At 36.0% G+C, this 15,543-nt stretch carries 16 protein-coding genes and 1 pseudogene; 4 read left to right on the top strand and 13 right to left on the bottom strand.

Annotated features, from left to right (window positions below; translation table 11 throughout):
- Positions 1-22: 22 nt before the first annotated feature.
- From rpsS to OTK01_RS04895, 8 genes are all read right to left on the bottom strand, one after another.
- Entirely contained in the window at positions 23-307 is a 285-nt protein-coding gene (gene rpsS, locus OTK01_RS04930; protein ID WP_013290154.1) for a 30S ribosomal protein S19, read from the bottom strand.
- 47 nt (positions 308-354) lie between these two features.
- Positions 355-1,185, bottom strand: coding sequence for a 50S ribosomal protein L2 (rplB, locus tag OTK01_RS04925; protein ID WP_013432987.1), 831 nt, complete (start codon positions 1,183-1,185; stop codon positions 355-357).
- A 38-nt stretch (positions 1,186-1,223) separates the two neighbouring features.
- Positions 1,224-1,514 carry a 50S ribosomal protein L23 gene (rplW, locus tag OTK01_RS04920; protein WP_013290152.1) on the bottom strand — a complete coding sequence of 97 codons (291 nt, stop codon included), beginning with the start codon at positions 1,512-1,514 and terminating at the stop codon, positions 1,224-1,226.
- 1 nt (position 1,515) lies between these two features.
- Positions 1,516-2,142 (bottom strand): 50S ribosomal protein L4, encoded by a 627-nt coding sequence (gene rplD, locus OTK01_RS04915; RefSeq protein ID WP_013402923.1) that lies wholly within the window; start codon positions 2,140-2,142, stop codon positions 1,516-1,518.
- A 29-nt stretch (positions 2,143-2,171) separates the two neighbouring features.
- A complete protein-coding gene (gene rplC / locus OTK01_RS04910; RefSeq protein ID WP_013432988.1) occupies positions 2,172-2,804 on the bottom strand; it encodes a 50S ribosomal protein L3 in 633 nt (210 codons plus the stop codon).
- Positions 2,805-2,810: 6 nt separating this feature from the next.
- Positions 2,811-3,131, bottom strand: a complete 321-nt coding sequence (gene rpsJ / locus OTK01_RS04905; protein WP_013290149.1) for a 30S ribosomal protein S10 — start codon at positions 3,129-3,131, stop codon at positions 2,811-2,813.
- 338 nt (positions 3,132-3,469) lie between these two features.
- Positions 3,470-3,631, bottom strand: coding sequence for a hypothetical protein (locus OTK01_RS04900; RefSeq protein ID WP_013402921.1), 162 nt, complete (start codon positions 3,629-3,631; stop codon positions 3,470-3,472).
- Between the two features lie 59 nt (positions 3,632-3,690).
- Positions 3,691-4,197, bottom strand: a complete 507-nt coding sequence (locus OTK01_RS04895) for a ferritin-like domain-containing protein (protein ID WP_029227882.1) — start codon at positions 4,195-4,197, stop codon at positions 3,691-3,693.
- Positions 4,198-4,416: 219 nt separating this feature from the next.
- Here OTK01_RS04895 and OTK01_RS04890 point away from each other — a divergent pair, with 219 nt between their 5' ends.
- Positions 4,417-5,595: an HD-GYP domain-containing protein gene (locus tag OTK01_RS04890; protein ID WP_029227883.1), complete on the top strand. Its 1,179-nt coding sequence runs from the start codon at positions 4,417-4,419 to the stop codon at positions 5,593-5,595.
- A 6-nt stretch (positions 5,596-5,601) separates the two neighbouring features.
- Here the strand turns inward: OTK01_RS04890 and OTK01_RS04885 are convergent, their stop codons facing one another.
- Positions 5,602-6,966 carry a sensor histidine kinase gene (locus tag OTK01_RS04885; RefSeq protein ID WP_029227884.1) on the bottom strand — a complete coding sequence of 455 codons (1,365 nt, stop codon included), beginning with the start codon at positions 6,964-6,966 and terminating at the stop codon, positions 5,602-5,604.
- Positions 6,950-7,655: pseudogene (locus OTK01_RS04880) on the bottom strand (response regulator transcription factor). The gene OTK01_RS04885 and the pseudogene OTK01_RS04880 overlap by 17 nt, the downstream one beginning before the upstream one ends.
- A 141-nt stretch (positions 7,656-7,796) precedes the next feature.
- On the opposite strand from OTK01_RS04880, the gene OTK01_RS04875 reads away from it, so the two are divergent.
- Positions 7,797-9,188 (top strand): phosphoglucomutase/phosphomannomutase family protein, encoded by a 1,392-nt coding sequence (locus OTK01_RS04875; protein WP_029227885.1) that lies wholly within the window; start codon positions 7,797-7,799, stop codon positions 9,186-9,188.
- A 284-nt stretch (positions 9,189-9,472) separates the two neighbouring features.
- A complete protein-coding gene (locus OTK01_RS04870) occupies positions 9,473-10,657 on the top strand; it encodes an MFS transporter (RefSeq protein WP_013432995.1) in 1,185 nt (394 codons plus the stop codon).
- A gap of 114 nt (positions 10,658-10,771) precedes the next feature.
- Here the strand turns inward: OTK01_RS04870 and OTK01_RS04865 are convergent, their stop codons facing one another.
- The gene (locus OTK01_RS04865) at positions 10,772-12,211 is read right to left on the bottom strand and encodes an aminopeptidase (RefSeq protein ID WP_029227886.1); all 1,440 of its coding nucleotides are present in this window, start codon (positions 12,209-12,211) and stop codon (positions 10,772-10,774) included.
- 210 nt (positions 12,212-12,421) lie between these two features.
- Here OTK01_RS04865 and OTK01_RS04860 point away from each other — a divergent pair, with 210 nt between their 5' ends.
- Positions 12,422-13,636 (top strand): Nramp family divalent metal transporter, encoded by a 1,215-nt coding sequence (locus OTK01_RS04860; protein WP_013432997.1) that lies wholly within the window; start codon positions 12,422-12,424, stop codon positions 13,634-13,636.
- 58 nt (positions 13,637-13,694) lie between these two features.
- Here the strand turns inward: OTK01_RS04860 and OTK01_RS04855 are convergent, their stop codons facing one another.
- The gene (locus OTK01_RS04855) at positions 13,695-13,895 is read right to left on the bottom strand and encodes a DUF6485 family protein (protein ID WP_013290141.1); all 201 of its coding nucleotides are present in this window, start codon (positions 13,893-13,895) and stop codon (positions 13,695-13,697) included.
- Between the two features lie 19 nt (positions 13,896-13,914).
- A complete protein-coding gene (locus OTK01_RS04850; RefSeq protein WP_029227887.1) occupies positions 13,915-15,522 on the bottom strand; it encodes a B12-binding domain-containing radical SAM protein in 1,608 nt (535 codons plus the stop codon).
- Positions 15,523-15,543: the final 21 nt, after the last annotated feature.

The raw sequence follows: 15,543 nt of genomic DNA, 5'->3' as shown, positions 1-15,543 counted from the left end.
TTTACAAAAGCTTTTGAAAACTTTACTTCAAAGCTGTTGACCTTTCAGTGTGATGCCCATGTCCTTTGAAAGTTCTTGTCGGAGCAAACTCGCCAAGTTTGTGTCCAACCATCTCTTCTGTGATATATACAGGAACATGTTTTCTACCGTCATATACAGCTATTGTATGTCCAACCATCTGTGGTAAAATTGTTGACCTTCTTGACCATGTTTTAATAACCTTTTTTTCATTGTTCTGGTTCATCTTCTCAATTTTCTTTAAAAGTTTTGGGTCACAGTATGGACCTTTCTTTAAAGACCTTCCCACACTCAATCCCTCCTCAAGCAATCTTTATATTTAGATGAGCACACATCTTATTTTCTTCTCTTGACAATAAACTTGTCTGACGGTTTGTTTTTCTTTCTTGTCTTGTAACCAAGTGTTGGTTTACCCCATGGTGTAAGTGGTCCTGGATGACCAATCGGTGCTTTACCCTCACCACCACCATGTGGATGGTCAACCGGGTTCATTGCAGAACCTCTAACAGTTGGTCTGATACCCATCCATCTTTTACGTCCTGCTTTTCCTATTCTGACATTTTCATGGTCTAAATTGCCAACCTGACCAATTGTAGCTCTGCACTCTTGGCTGACATACCTGAGCTCACCGGACGGAAGTTTTATCAGTGCATATTTTCCTTCTTTTGCCATGAGCTGAGCAACGCTACCCGCTGAACGGCAAAGCTGTCCTCCTTTTCCCGGCATAAGCTCTATGTTGTGTATCATTGTACCAACAGGAATGTTTTTAAGTGGTAGTGCATTCCCAACCTTAATATCCGCATCTGGACCAGACATAACAGTGTCGCCAACTTTTAATCCTTCTGGTGCGATAATATATCTTCTTTCACCATCAGCATAGCACAAGAGTGCCAGAAAAGCTGTTCTGTTTGGGTCATATTCAATTGCCTCAACCTTTGCAGGAATTCCATCCTTATCTCTTTTGAAATCTACAATTCTTATTTTTTTCTTATGTCCGCCACCTCTGTGACGAACAGTTATTCTACCCTGGTTGTTTCTTCCTGCCCACTTCTTTTCTGTGAAAACTAATGATTTTTCAGGTTCGGTTTTGGTAATGACTTCTTTGTAGTTTAGAACAGATGCATTTCTACGTCCTGGCGATGTAGGTTTATAGACTATTATACCCACCTTTGTTTCCCTCCTTAAACTCAGCATTTATATTGGTGTTAGATTAAGCTGTCGAAAAACTCTATTGTTTTGCTTTTGTCTGTTAATTTCACAATAGCCTTTTTCCATGCCTTTGTTCTTCCTTCAAATCTTCCCATTCTTTTTCTCTTCGGTTTTACATTCATTGTCCATACCTTTTCAACCTCAACACCAAAGAGCTGTTCAACAGCTTTCTTTATCTCGATCTTGTTTGCTCTTCTGTCAACCTCAAATGTGTATTTTTTCTGAGGAATCATGCTCATGCTCTTTTCTGTAATTATAGGTCTTTTGATTATTTCTTCTGGCAACATATTATGCGTACACCTCCTCAACTTTCTTTACAGCATCCTGGAGGATGACAAACTTGTCATATTTGAGTATATCAAATACATTTAGGTTGCCAACCTGTAATGTCTTAACCTCTGGAATATTTCTTGTTGACTTTTGTAAATATTCATTCTTCTCAGGAATGACAATTAATGCTTTTTGGTTTTCAAGACCTAAGTTCTTTAAAACTCTTAAAACCTCTTTTGTCTTGTACTGGTTCATATCCCACCTGTCAAGCACAATAAGATTGTTTTCTTTAACCTTTGACGACAGCGCACACTTGAGAGCAAGTCTTTTTACCTTCTTTGGCAAGTCTATCGAAAAATCTCTTGGTTTTTTAGCAAATACAACGCCACCTTTTCTCCATGTTGGAGCTCTGATAGAACCTTGTCTTGCCCTACCTGTTCCCTTTTGTCTCCAAGGTTTTCTTCCACCACCGCGAACCTCAGCTCTTGTCTTTGCAGCAAATGTTCCTTGACGCCTGTTTGCTAAGTGTGCAACAACAGCTTGGTGCAGAACATGAGTATTTATCGGTACGTTGAAGATTGAGTCATTGAGCTCAATCTCACCAATCTGCTGTCCTTCTATATTGTAAACCGGCACCTTTGCCATTCTGTTTCCTCCTTCCTAAAACTTAAAGCTTATCTACTTTTGACAGAATCTCTGATGATTAAAAGCGAATTCTTATTTCCTGGAACACTTCCCTTAACAAGCAGCAGGTTTCTCTCTGGGTCTACCTTTACAACCTGCAAATTTAAAACTGTAACTCTTTCACCGCCCATTCTACCAGGCATTTTCTTGCCAGGGAATGTTCTTGCAGGGAATGTGTTTGAACCCATTGAACCAACTCTTCTGTGATACATGGAACCATGGCTCATAGGACCTCTTTGCTGACCGTGTCTTTTGATAACACCCTGGAACCCTTTTGCTTTTGAAATACCTGTAACGTCCACTCTTTCGCCCGGCTGGAAAATATCAACTCTTATCTCCTGTCCAACTTCATACTTGTCCGCATCTTTAAGTCTCAACTCTCTCAAAAATCTTTTTGGTTTTACTCCATGCTTTGCAAAATGACCTCTCAAAGGTTTATTGAGCTTGCTCTCTTTTATATCCTCAAAACCAACCTGAATTGCAGAGTACCCATCTTTTTCAACAGTTTTCTTCTGAACAACAACACATGGTCCTGCCTCAATTACAGTAACAGGTATTGCTCTTCCTGCTTCGTCAAATACCTGGGTCATACCTATTTTCTTGCCAAGTATCCCTTTTGTCATTTACATTTACACCTCCTTCAGCTTGATCTCGATGTCTACACCTGCTGGAAGTTCAACACGCATTAGTGCATCTACAGTTTTTTGTGTGGGCTTGATTATGTCAATAAGTCTCTTGTGAGTTTTAATCTCAAACTGTTCACGTGAATCTTTGTACTTGTGCGGAGCTCTGATGATTGTAATTACCTCTCTGTCTGTCGGCAGTGGAACTGGACCTGATACCTCTGCCCCTGTGTTTTTAGCAGTCTCAACTATCTTTTTTGCTGACTGCTCTAACAGCTTGTAGTCAAATGATTTCAGCTTAATTCGCATTCTCTGTGCTTTTGACATACATTCCCCTCCTCTAAAATAATGTGATTTTAACATCTTTCAAGCTATTTGCGACAGGGGAACTTTGCAACTTAGCCGTGTGTGTCCACAACCTTTATATAAAAATACCCGGAGTTTTTCCTTTTCGGGCATGAAAACACCGGGCATGAAATATTCTTTCACACCTTCCCCGTGTCGCCCGTCTCAAAGGACAAGACATACTCAGCAAAAATTCCCTGCAAAGTGGCTTTGCACCTTGCAGCAACCTTTTGCCTCATCGCAGCATATGAACATTATTTTTCACCCACACAACGACTTTATAATTTTATAATAAAAAAAGGCGGTTTGCAAGAGAAATTTTAATAAGTTGCCCCGCCTTCTTGATAGATTTTTTTAATTAGCTCAACATCAACTTCATCCGCCCTAACAAAATGGTTTGGTTCAGCACCACAGTATGGACACGGGGAATTTAAATCTACAATCTCATAACCACAAATACCGCACACATATTTTTCTTGCATATTAAATTTCCCTCCTCAGTATATTGTACTTCTTTTGTTATTTATTTAATACCCACAAATCAAAACTTTCTATCAAGATAATCTTTTAACAATTTTATGTGTTTCTCCTCATCCAAAATTATTCTCTCAAGCAGCTTTTTGACGTACCTGTCATCTATCATTTCAATGTGTCTCTTGTAATTCTTGATAGCCTCTTTCTCGGATTGGATATCAATCTTTATCATATCTTTTAAATCTTTATCGTAGTTTACAAAGTATCCGTTCCAGTACTGGCCATAGGTTGTGTAAGAGCCTCTGTACTTTGGCAGGGCACCGAGCAGATAAATTGTGGTGCCAAGAAGGTCCAAGTGTTTCATCTCAACCTGGGCAATGCCAATTATGAGGTCTGCAAAATCTCTGTGTTTTACATCGCTTATAAAGTGCTGATACGAATATAGAGCAATTGCGGTAAACTCACTTGCGTATCCTGCATAGTCGTCAAGTAAAATCTCTGCATAGTGTCTATTGGGCTCTTCTACCTTAGGTTCTGGATAAGGCGCGTCATATGCAAATTTAGTCCAATCCATTTTAACCTTCTTACCTCCTTTATACCCACAGTTTGTGCTTTTAATACATTATATTGCTCAAAGAGATTTTTGCTACCCAAACTACTTTTCAGTTGTGCAAAGTCTTATATAAGAAATGAAGTGGATATTTAAAAAACTTTGTCAAAAAATTTTTGATCTTTTGAGTTATAATAAGCTTACGGGAAACAGTGCTTTTTAAAAAGGTGGTTGGTCTTTCCTATGAAGATTAGTGTTGGAAATCTTCTTTCAGCTATCTCGCATCTTATCGATATAGCTCAAGGAATAAGAGAACATGCCCCTAAGGTTACATATATCTCCTTGCAGCTTTCAAACCTTTTAGGATTTAAACCTTTTGAAAAAAAGAAGATATACTATGCAGCTTTTTTTCACGACATAGGAATAACAGTTGCGGATAAAAAATTCATTACATCCCATATTGATCTAAACCTTGCCAAAAACCACTGTCTGCTTGGCTATGAATTTTTGCAAAAACTTCCTTTAGATAGAGACGTTGCAGAGTTTGTAAAATATCATCATGAGTTTTATAACGGCTCTGGTGCATTTGGATATGACCACTTGGCCACACCATTTGCTTCTCAGATTATAAACCTTGCTGACCAGATTGACATCGCTCTGGATTTTTCAGTTCCATATTATCTACAGGCTGATAACATAAGAGAGTGGGTTTTGAAAAAGAAAGGTGTGCTTTTTAACCCTATCATTGTTGAAGCTTTTTTGGAACTTGCGCAAAAAGATAGATTCTGGCTGGACCTTTATAACCCTCATTTAAGGCAAATTGTCATGGCCTTATCGCTTGAAGATGAGGTTTATTTTGACATAGAGCAGATGCTAAAGTTTTCTGAAGCAATATCTTTGCTTATTGACAACAAAAGTCCTTTTACTCATGTTCACTCCCAAGAACTTTCACAAACGGTTTATACAATTGCCAAAATCATGGGAGTGGATAGCGAGACGGCAAACAAACTTAAAATCGCAGGTTACCTTCACGATATTGGCAAAATGGTCGTTCCAAATGAGATTCTCAACAAAGAAGGAAAGCTGACAAAAGAGGAGTTTTATATTATAAAGTCTCATCCGTATTACACGAAACTGATTCTTTCCCAAATTCCTGCCTTCAAAGATGACATTGCTAACTGGGCAGGAAATCACCATGAGAGAATAGACAGAAGTGGATATCCAGAAAAACTTGGAAAAGATGAGCTATCACTTTTAGACAGAATAGTAGGCATATGTGATGTCTATCAGGCTTTAATAGAGGATAGACCTTATCGTAAAGGGCTTCCTCAAACACAAGCATTAGGTATTATCTCCGACATGGTTAAAAATGGCTTATTTTTAGAAGAAGAATTTTTGCTTTTGAAAAGAGCAGTAAGCTAAAAATTCTTACTGCTCTTTGTAGATTTTACCTTTTATTCTGAAGCGTGCGCCTTTTGATATTTTGTTCTCGGCTTCTATTATAAATCCATGTTTGTCGAATATAGCTTTTGCAATTGAAAGTCCCAGTCCGCTTTCGCCCCTTTTGCCTTTATAGAATCTTTCAAAGATTTTATCAATCTCTCCTTGCAAAAATCCCTCTCCATCATCCTCAATTTTTACTTCAAACTCATCTTTTTCAGATTTTATGTCAATTGCAACCTTACTGTTTGCATATTTTATGCAGTTTGAGATAATATTTGAAAAAGCTTCTTTTAATCTGAGCTTGTCGCACAGGACATACGTTCTCGTCTGCGGGGCAAATTCGATATCCACTGCCTTAGAAAGCAAATAGCCTTCATTTTCTAAAATAGCTTCAAAAATGACCTCTTCAAGCACACCTTTTTCAAAACTAAAATAGTTTTCAACAGACTCAATCTTTGTAAGGTCGATAATTTGGTTTATCAAACTTTTCAATCTGTCAACATGCCAAATTATTTTCTCTGCAGCAGACTCCATCTTGCTTTTATCTAAAATTCCTTCTTTTAGCATCTCTGCGTATCCACGCACTGAGGTAAGAGGAGTTTTGAGTTCATGTGAGATGTTTTGTAAAAACCTTATCTGTGCCTGATTATACTCCTCAATCTTTTCGATAAGTCTGTTAAATTCAGTTGCGATCATACCAATTTCATCGTTTGAAGTTACCTCAACTTTTTTGTTAAACCTCATCTGGGAAGCCTGCTCTATTGCTTCTTTAAGGCGCAAAAGCCCTCCAATCATCCTACGGGATATAAAGATAGCAATGGTAGCAGCAAACAGGCAGCTGAGTCCTGCTGTTTGCAAAATGAGAAGGAAAAATCTTCTCTCAAAGTTCAAAATCCTTGCAAGATCAGTGATAATAATTACAAAAACACTTTTTGATTTTCCACTGTATATGGTGAACAAACAGGGCTTTTCCCTAATGCTTCCTATCTCAAATCCATATTGAGCATCCTTGTTCTCATCAAAAAGCTTCATTATCTTTACCCTTGCCTCAACATCCAGTTCTTTATTTGAGTATTCTATCGCACCATCACTGCTTACAATCACAATATAGTCCTGTAAAATTTTTGACTCTAAACTTTCAAAATACGACTCAAATGGTTTCAAATTAACCGTGTTCTTGTTCTGGCTTGTAACAACAAATTCTATAAGTCTTGCAAAGCGAAGGTTATCCTCTTTCATCTGGTCAATCAAGTTTTTTTCAAACCAAGCATAAAAAAGGATAACAAAAACTATAAACATGAATAAAATTATACCCACGTACGACAAATAAATCTTAACCTTTATACTCATCTTTTTTCTCCTCAAGCTTGTATCCTAAACCCCACATTGTCTTTATCTCAACAGGCAGATTATATTGCAAAATCTTTTTTCTTAGCCTTTTGATAACATCGTCAACCATCCTCTCATCATAAAGAGCAGGGTCTCCCCATATTCTTTCTAATATATAACTTCTCTTTAAAACCTTGGTCGACTCTTTTAAAAGAAGTGCAAATGTTTCAAATTCCTTCGGCGAAAGTTCTATCTGTGTGCCATTATAAAAAACATTTCGCTGATTAAAATCAACCTTTATACCAAACATTTCTATGACATTATCCTGTTTTATTGGACTTTTATTTACTCGTCGTAAAATCTTTTTTATTCTTGCTTCAAGTTCTGAAAGAGAAAACGGCTTTGATATGTAATCGTCACTTCCAAGTTCAAGCCCCAAAACTTTGTCAAGCTCTTCTCCCTTTGCAGACAGCATTATAATCGGCACATCGCTATTTTTTCTTATCCTTTTACAAATCTCATAACCATCAATGTCCGGGAGCATAATATCCAGTATGACTATATCAGGCTCACTTTTTTCCAAATTCTTCTAAAAAACTTTCGCCATTCTCAAAGGTTTTGACTGCATATCCTTTTTGGGTCAAATATTCAGATACAAGATCTAATATATCCTTTTCGTCATCAACCACATACACAGTGTATTCAGACATCTTGGGATTTCCTTTCTTTATAAAAATTTAGACAATTTCATTCAAATATTTGAAAAAATCCTGAAACTCTTGTATACTATATAGTGGTTTCAAGATTTATTATAGCACAATCTGCTTATTCTTTGCAGGAGGTGAAGAATCATGATAAAATTTGGCACAGATGGTTGGAGAGCAGTGATAAGCAAAGATTACACCTTTGACAATGTAAAGATTGTTGCTCAGGCAATTGCTGATTATATCAAAGAAATTGACGATAAAAGACCTGTTCTGGTAGGATATGATACAAGGTTTATGTCAGAAGAGTATGCTCGTCTTTGCGCAGGTGTTCTTGTTGCAAACGGGATAAAGACATATCTTACAAAAAAGCCAACACCAACACCTGTTGTATCATTTACTGTCAAAAACATGAATTTAGCAGGAGCTATAATGATTACAGCAAGCCACAACCCACCACAGTGGAATGGTATAAAGTTTAAAGGTGATTATGGCGGGTCTGCTCTTCCTTCTATCATTGCCGAGATAGAAAAGCATTTATATAAAAATGAAGTAAAATTTGCTGAGCCAGAAAATAGTAATCTCTTTTCTTATATAGACCCTGACAAGGAGTATTTTGAACACATCGAAAAGCTTGTGGATTTAAATCTCATTGCAAAATCCAAGCCATTTGCAATAATCGATCCAATGCACGGCGCAGGAGTTGGATATGTTAAAACCTTGTTAGAAAAATATGACATCAAGCATATTCAGATAAGAGATGAGCGAAACCCATACTTTGGAGGAGTCAATCCAGAACCCATTTATAAAAACCTTGGAAAATTGATTGATACTGTTGTCCAAAACAAAGCAGATATTGGTCTTGCAACAGATGGCGATGCAGACAGGGTAGGGGCTGTTGATGAAAAAGGAGAGTTTATTGATTCGCACAGAATATATGCCCTTCTTTTGCGACATTTGGTTGAAGTAAAAGGTTTAAGAGGCGGGGTTGTAAAAACATTTTCAACAACCAATATGGTTCCTATTTTAGCAAACAAGTACGGACTCAAAATCTATGAAACACCAATTGGGTTTAAGTATATATGTGAACTTTTCTTAAAAGAAGATATTCTCATTGGCGGAGAAGAAAGTGGCGGTATTGGAATCAAAAATCATATACCTGAAAGAGATGGAATTTTGTGTAGCTTACTGCTCCTTGAGATAATGGCTTATTATCAAAAACCAATCAGTCAAATACTTGATGAACTTTTCAAGGAAATTGGCTACCATTACTATGACAGGGTTGATCTGCATTTGCCAAATGAGATAAAAGAAAAGACCTTAAAAACTATAAGCCAGAACACCGAATTTGCTGGCAGAAAGATAAAAGAGATTCAAACATTGGACGGCTATAAATATATCTTTGAAGATGGCTCGTGGATATTGTTCAGAGCATCTGGCACAGAACCTGTTTTGAGGGTATACACAGAACAGTTCACCAAAGACGAGGTCAAAAGGCTTTTAGATGAGGCTGTGAAGTTGATAGAGGAAATGAAGTAAAGTTTATAAAAGTATTTGGAAGGCGCAAGAAAGTTTACTAAGGTGATAAAAGTTGGGAGGCTCGCAGCTATGCTGCAAGCCTCCCATAAACTGTATTATAAAAATATATCATAAATAGAATGCTGCAGGGGTGAGAAAAAAGTATTGTTTAAAGCAAGTAACATTTTGGTTTATATCTAAACAAATATTTATCTATATTCTGTTATTTCCATAGCTAAAAGTCAAAAGAAAGTTCTTATTTCTTTAAGTTAAAAGCACTGCTTTGGATAAAGGAGTTAATTATAATGAAAACAAGTAGAAATGCTTTACTGTTACTATCATCACAATTTATTTCAGATATTGGTAATTGGATTGATAGAATTGCACTTTTGACTTTAGTCTATAATACCAGTAAATCGACAGTCAAAATGTCCATTCTCTCTATCATAATGCTGATTCCTGCTGTTTTGTTTAGTGTGCCATTTGGAAGAATAATTGATATCTCCAATAAAAAAAGAATTTTACTCTTTGGGGATTTTTTACGTGCTATATTGGTCTTTTTAATCCCATTTTCAGTTAAATACATATTTTTGTTGGTATTTATTATTTCTGCATTAACTGCTCTTTATGAAAATACTCGTAGCAGCTTAATACCAGAAATCTTTAAAAGAGAAGAACTAAGACAGATAAACAGCTTAAGCAGTTCTTTAAGCTCTCTAATGATGATTATTGGACCCACTATAGGTGGTGTGTTAACTGCTTCTTTTAATTTGAAATACTGTTTTTACATTGATTCGTTTTCATTTTTAATTTCAACAATGCTTATTTCCCAAATATCCTATTGTAAAAGTAAAAATGTTGAAGTAGCAAATACAACTCTCAGATACAAGGAATTTATTAACTTCTTAAATCGTAACCTAATAATAAAAAATGTAATAGCTATAAATTGTCTAACTAACCTATTTGCAGGAATTTTAAATGGGTTATTGATTGTATATGTAATAAATTATCTGCATAGTAATTCTAAAGGTTATGGACTTATCTTAACTTCAAAGGGCATTGCCATGGTCATTACATCATTTTGCTTATACAAATCGTTTAAAGATGTTAGAAACGAAATAATTTTTTTGATAGGCTTAATTGGGCTTGGTATCTCCATAATGCTTTTTTCACTAAATAGCATTTTCATGGTAGCACTTTTTCTTCACTTTATAAATGGAATATTCAATTCACTCAACGCTATTTCAAGAACAACTCTAATACAACAAAATTGCGAAAAAATCTTCTTAGGGAGATGCTTTAGTTTAAATTCAATGTTAAGCAACATTTTCTCAATTGTATCATTACTAATTGGAGGTATATTATCAAAATTTTTGAGTGTGAGGATTGTTTTTCTAAGCTGTGGCTTTTTTATAACGGTTACAGGTATACTCTACCTTTTTAAATTTCTGAAGGTTGGATTCTTAGGAAATAGCCATTCACCAAGTTAAAATGTTTTTACAGTTCTGAAAAAATATGCATTAGTGGCGTTATCGCTTTAAATCATACAAAGAAAGAAATTAGAGGCTACACTCGTAAAATGTGTAGCCTCATGTTGTTCTTATTTAAACTTTTTCAAATCTAAATTTTCTCAAAAATTCACTATAAAACTTATATGTCATATACACATCAACTTTGCTTGTTATCTCAAATGTTGAGTGCATAGACAAAACTGGAACGCCTGAGTCTATTACATTTATCATTTTTCTTGCGATAAACATAGCAATTGTGCCGCCACCGCCTTGGTCAACCTTACCTAAAAGCCCTGTCTGCCAGCAGATGTTATTTGAATTCAAAAAGTTTCTGATTTTGCCTACATACTCTGCTGTTGCCTCAGAACCACTGTATTTGCCTCTAACTCCTGAATACTTTTCAATGGTAACACCATGGCCAATTAACGTGGAATTGAGCTTATCATAAGCACCTTCATATATTGGGTCCAGTGCTGCGGCAACATCACCCGAAATTGCTGCAGAGTTCTCAAAACAAATAGCTAAATCAAGGCTATTGCTATATTCCCCCAATGCATTCATTAGCTTTGCAACTGATATATCAAAAAAGCTTGCCTCAGCACTTGATATTCCTACACTTCCTATCTCCTCTTTGTCAACCAGATAGACCAGCGCAGTTTTTTCTGGAATTTCATCTATTGAAAAGATGCCTTCTGCTGCCAAAAAACTGCACGCTCTGTCATCCTGACCATATGCTCCAATCAAGCTTCTGTCAAGTCCTACATCGCGCGCTTTTGCAGCCGGCACAATCTCAATGTCAGCTGAAATGAAATCTTCTTCTGTGATACCATATTTTTCATTCAGGATTTTCAAGATATTGAGTTTTACCTTTTCTTTTACCTTCTCATCATTAAACGGCATGCTTCCTATGAGCACATTCAAGTTTTCAGCTGGAATTACCTCACTTGCTTTTTTCTGAAGCTGCTCGCCAGATAAGTGAACAAGAAGGTCTGTTATATAAAAAACAGGGTCGTTTTCGTCTTCACCAATAACAATCTTTATTTTTGAGCCATCGTTTTTTACAACAACACCATGGATGCTAAGTGGTACATTTACCCAGTGATATTTTTTAATGCCACCATAGTAGTGTGTCTTCAAAAGTGCAAGTTCATTTGACTCATATAGTGGCTTTGGCTTTAAATCAAGTCGTGGGGAATCTATATGGGCACCTATCAGATTAAACCCTTCCTTTAAAGGCTTTTTGCCTACATGAGCAAGCAAGATGCTTTTGTTATTGTTAATAAAATATACTTTATCACCTGGTTTTAATTCTTGGATATTATTGTTAAATTCTTTATATCCTTTTTCTATAGCTCTGGTTACAAAATATTCAACAGCCTCTCTTTCTGTCTTTGCATAGTTTAAAAAGTTTTTATATTTTTCTGCCAAGTCAAAAACAAAAGATTTTTCTTCTTCTTTTAAAACTTCCCATGCATTTTTAGAAGTATAGGATAGTTTTTCGTAAAGCTCTTGGCCGTAAGACTTCTCGCTCATCGTCTCTACCTCCAATATTTTTGTGTTGAGAATGCTGAGTCTCTACTTTAATATTTTTTTAGCTTCATACACACTATGATATCACAATCCTCTTTTTTTGGGTATTAATTTTAATGTATGAGTTTAAGAATAAGATTTCTTTGTCATTCACCACTTTAAAAGATATTTCATAAAATTACTTGAGAAGAAAGGTGTGAAAAATAACGCAAAATGAAAAACGCAAGGGAAATACTCAAATACATAGGACCAGGTCTTCTTGTCACAGTGGGATTTATCGACCCTGGAAACTGGGCATCAAACGTGGCTGCTGGCAGTAGCTTTGGTTTAAATCTTCTGTGGGTTGTACTTCTATCAACCATAATTTTGATAGTGCTTCAGCACAACGCAGCCCATCTTGGCATTGCAACAGGTCTCTGCTTGGCTGAAGCAACTTCAATCTATCTTAATAAATTTCTTGCTACAGTTGTGCTTTCATCTGCCATGCTGGCAACAGTTTCAACTGCTATGGCAGAGATTCTGGGCGGGGCAATTGCCATTGAGATGCTTTTTAAAATTCCTATTAAGCTTGGGTGTTTAATCATTTTACCTTTTACCATATTTTTCTTGTTTTCTAACTCATATAAAAAGGTTGAAAGGTGGATAATTGCATTTGTGTCTTTGATAGGTCTTTCATTTTTGATAGAGCTTTTTCTTGTGAAGGTTCCTATAAAAGATGTGGTCTTGGGCTGGATAACTCCAAGCATACCTTCTGGTTCATTGGTTGTGGTTCTTTCAATCCTTGGTGCAGTTGTCATGCCACACAATCTATTTTTGCACTCTGAAATAATTCAGAGTAGGCAGTGGAACACTCAAGACGAAAAGATAATAAAACATCAGCTCAAATTTGAGTTTGTCGATACACTTTTTTCAATGTTCATCGGATTTTTAATTAACAGTAGCATGATAATAATAGCTCATGCAACCTTTTACACAAAAGGTATTGCTGTTGAATCGCTGCCACAAGCTCAGCAGATGCTAAAGCCTATTTTGGGAAATTTCTCTGCCACAATCTTTGCATTTGCTCTATTGCTTTCTGGCATCTCTTCAAGCATCACAGCTGCGTTTACAGGTGGTACAATAATGGCAGGGTTCTATAGAAGACCTTATAACATTGAAGAGCTGCCAACTAAGATTGGAATCATCATACCATTGGTTTTAGCATCCATCATCATACTTTTTATCTCCGACCCGTTCAAAGCTCTGATAATCTCACAGATGCTCTTGAGCTTACAGCTGCCAATTACAATCATTCTTCAAATTTACCTGACGTCATCCAAAAAAGTCATGGGCAAGTTTGCAAACTCTTTAGTAGATAAAATAATCCTTTTGATTGTGGCAGCAGTTGTAATTGGACTTGATGTTTTTCTGCTGATTACTTCTTTATAAAAACAAGAGTGGGCAGATGACAATAAAACCCTTTGTCTGCCCACCTCTTTATTATTTATTATTTCCTTGAAGAATAGTCGCGAATAAAGTTTTCTATTGAACGGTCATATGTTCTTTCCGCTTCTTTTGAAAAGTAGCAGGCAGGGAGCTGTCCATTTTTCCTGTGATAGTGCAAACACTCGCAGCATCTTCCCTTTCTTGAACACGGTTCATAAGTACATGTGCAGATTGAAAGATTTTTTGAAAGTGTGCACTCCATATTATCTTTTTCCCCCTTTTTACTGAAGTTTTATCTTCTTTATTTTCTCTTCGAAAAAGATATATAAGAAATCTCCCTTTTCAATACTATTATCTTCTATAAACCTTTCAATGTCAAATTCAAATATGCAAGCTCTGCCTCTTCTTATAATCTCTTTTGGTTCTCCGATGTCTTGGTATTCTGTAGCTTGATATATTGCTTGTTTAATTCTTTCTTTTTCCTCTTTCGACACTGCCAATTCCTCAGGCAAAAATTCTTCTGGAAACCTTCTTAGAATGTCAAATCTGAACAAGCTCTTCAATATAACCTTGTCTAAAACAAAATTATCTTTTATGGCTCTGTAAAGCTCTTTTACAAACTCTCTTGTGTTTAAATTGCAATCCACCTTGCTTGAGAGCTTTTCAAAAAATTCTGAGGGAGAGACTTTTTGAAAGATGTATCTTAAAGTAAAATAGAGGTACTGCCTATTGTAAACTTTGTCTATCAAATCTTCCATCTTTTTAAGCTTATAAATCTCTTCAAAGCTAATAAAGCTATTTGAAATAACCTCATACGGCGGGTCTTTGAAAAATTCATAATTGTACTTAGTTGCTTCTTCTCTTATCTTTGTTCCTTTTAACATCTTCAAAAATCCAAGCTGAACTTCATCGGCAAAATACAATATAGTTTTATTAAGACTTCTTTTAAAACTCAAAAAATCTTCATATGGCAAACCCGCTATTAAGTCAAGATGAACAATGGCCTTTTTGTTTTCCATAAGCTTTTTCAAGTTTTTGTCAATTCTATCTATGTCATAAAATCTATCTATTGCATCAAGAGTTTGTGGGTTAAAACTCTGAAGACCTATTTCAAGTCTGAAAAGGTTATCCTCAGAAGTATTTATTGCGTCGATAAAGTCATCATCTAAGAGGGTTGGGTCTATCTCAAAGTGTACTTGAGTAGCTTGCGACTTTTGTTTGCAAAACTCTATTATCTTTATTGATCTTTCTTTGTTTGCGTTAAATGTCCTGTCAACAAACTTTATGAGTCTCACTTGCTTTTTAAAAAGATAGTCAAGCTCTTCAAAGACCTTTTCAAGAGGCGCAAATCGAACACCTTTTTCAATGGAAGAAAGACAATATGAACATCTAAAAGGGCAGCCTCTGCTGCTTTCATAATAATAAATTCTGCTGGTGTCTAAACTCTCGTCCTTGTACGCAAAAGGAAGTTTACTCAAATCAAACGGAGGATACTCTTTTTGGATATATCGCCTACCTGTTACGATATGCTCACATAAATCTAAAAAAGGATACTCTCCCTCTCCTCTGATTATTAAGTCTACAAACTTCCACTCTTCAAGGCTGTCAAAATACACCTCTGGCCCGCCAAGAATTATTTTTATGTCTTTTCTTGCCTTTTTTAATCCTTCAACAAGCTTTTCAACATAGCTTCTGTTCCAGATATATGTTGAAATTGCAACATATTCAGGTTTTTTACTCAAAATTTCATAAAGTACATCCTGCAAAGGCTGATTAATATTAAACTCAATATACTCACATGGATACTTTTCTTTGCAGAGCTGATAAAGGTATCTTACTGCTAAATTTGTATGAATATACTTTGAGTTTATTGCAACAAGCAGTATCATAGCGATTTTCCTTTCTGATAC

The organism is Caldicellulosiruptor acetigenus, from assembly GCF_026914305.1.
In the GTDB taxonomy this organism is placed as follows: Bacteria; Bacillota; Thermoanaerobacteria; order Caldicellulosiruptorales; family Caldicellulosiruptoraceae; genus Caldicellulosiruptor; species Caldicellulosiruptor acetigenus.
Note: the sequence above shows the minus strand (reverse complement) of the source record. Positions and strands in the feature narration are given on the sequence as shown.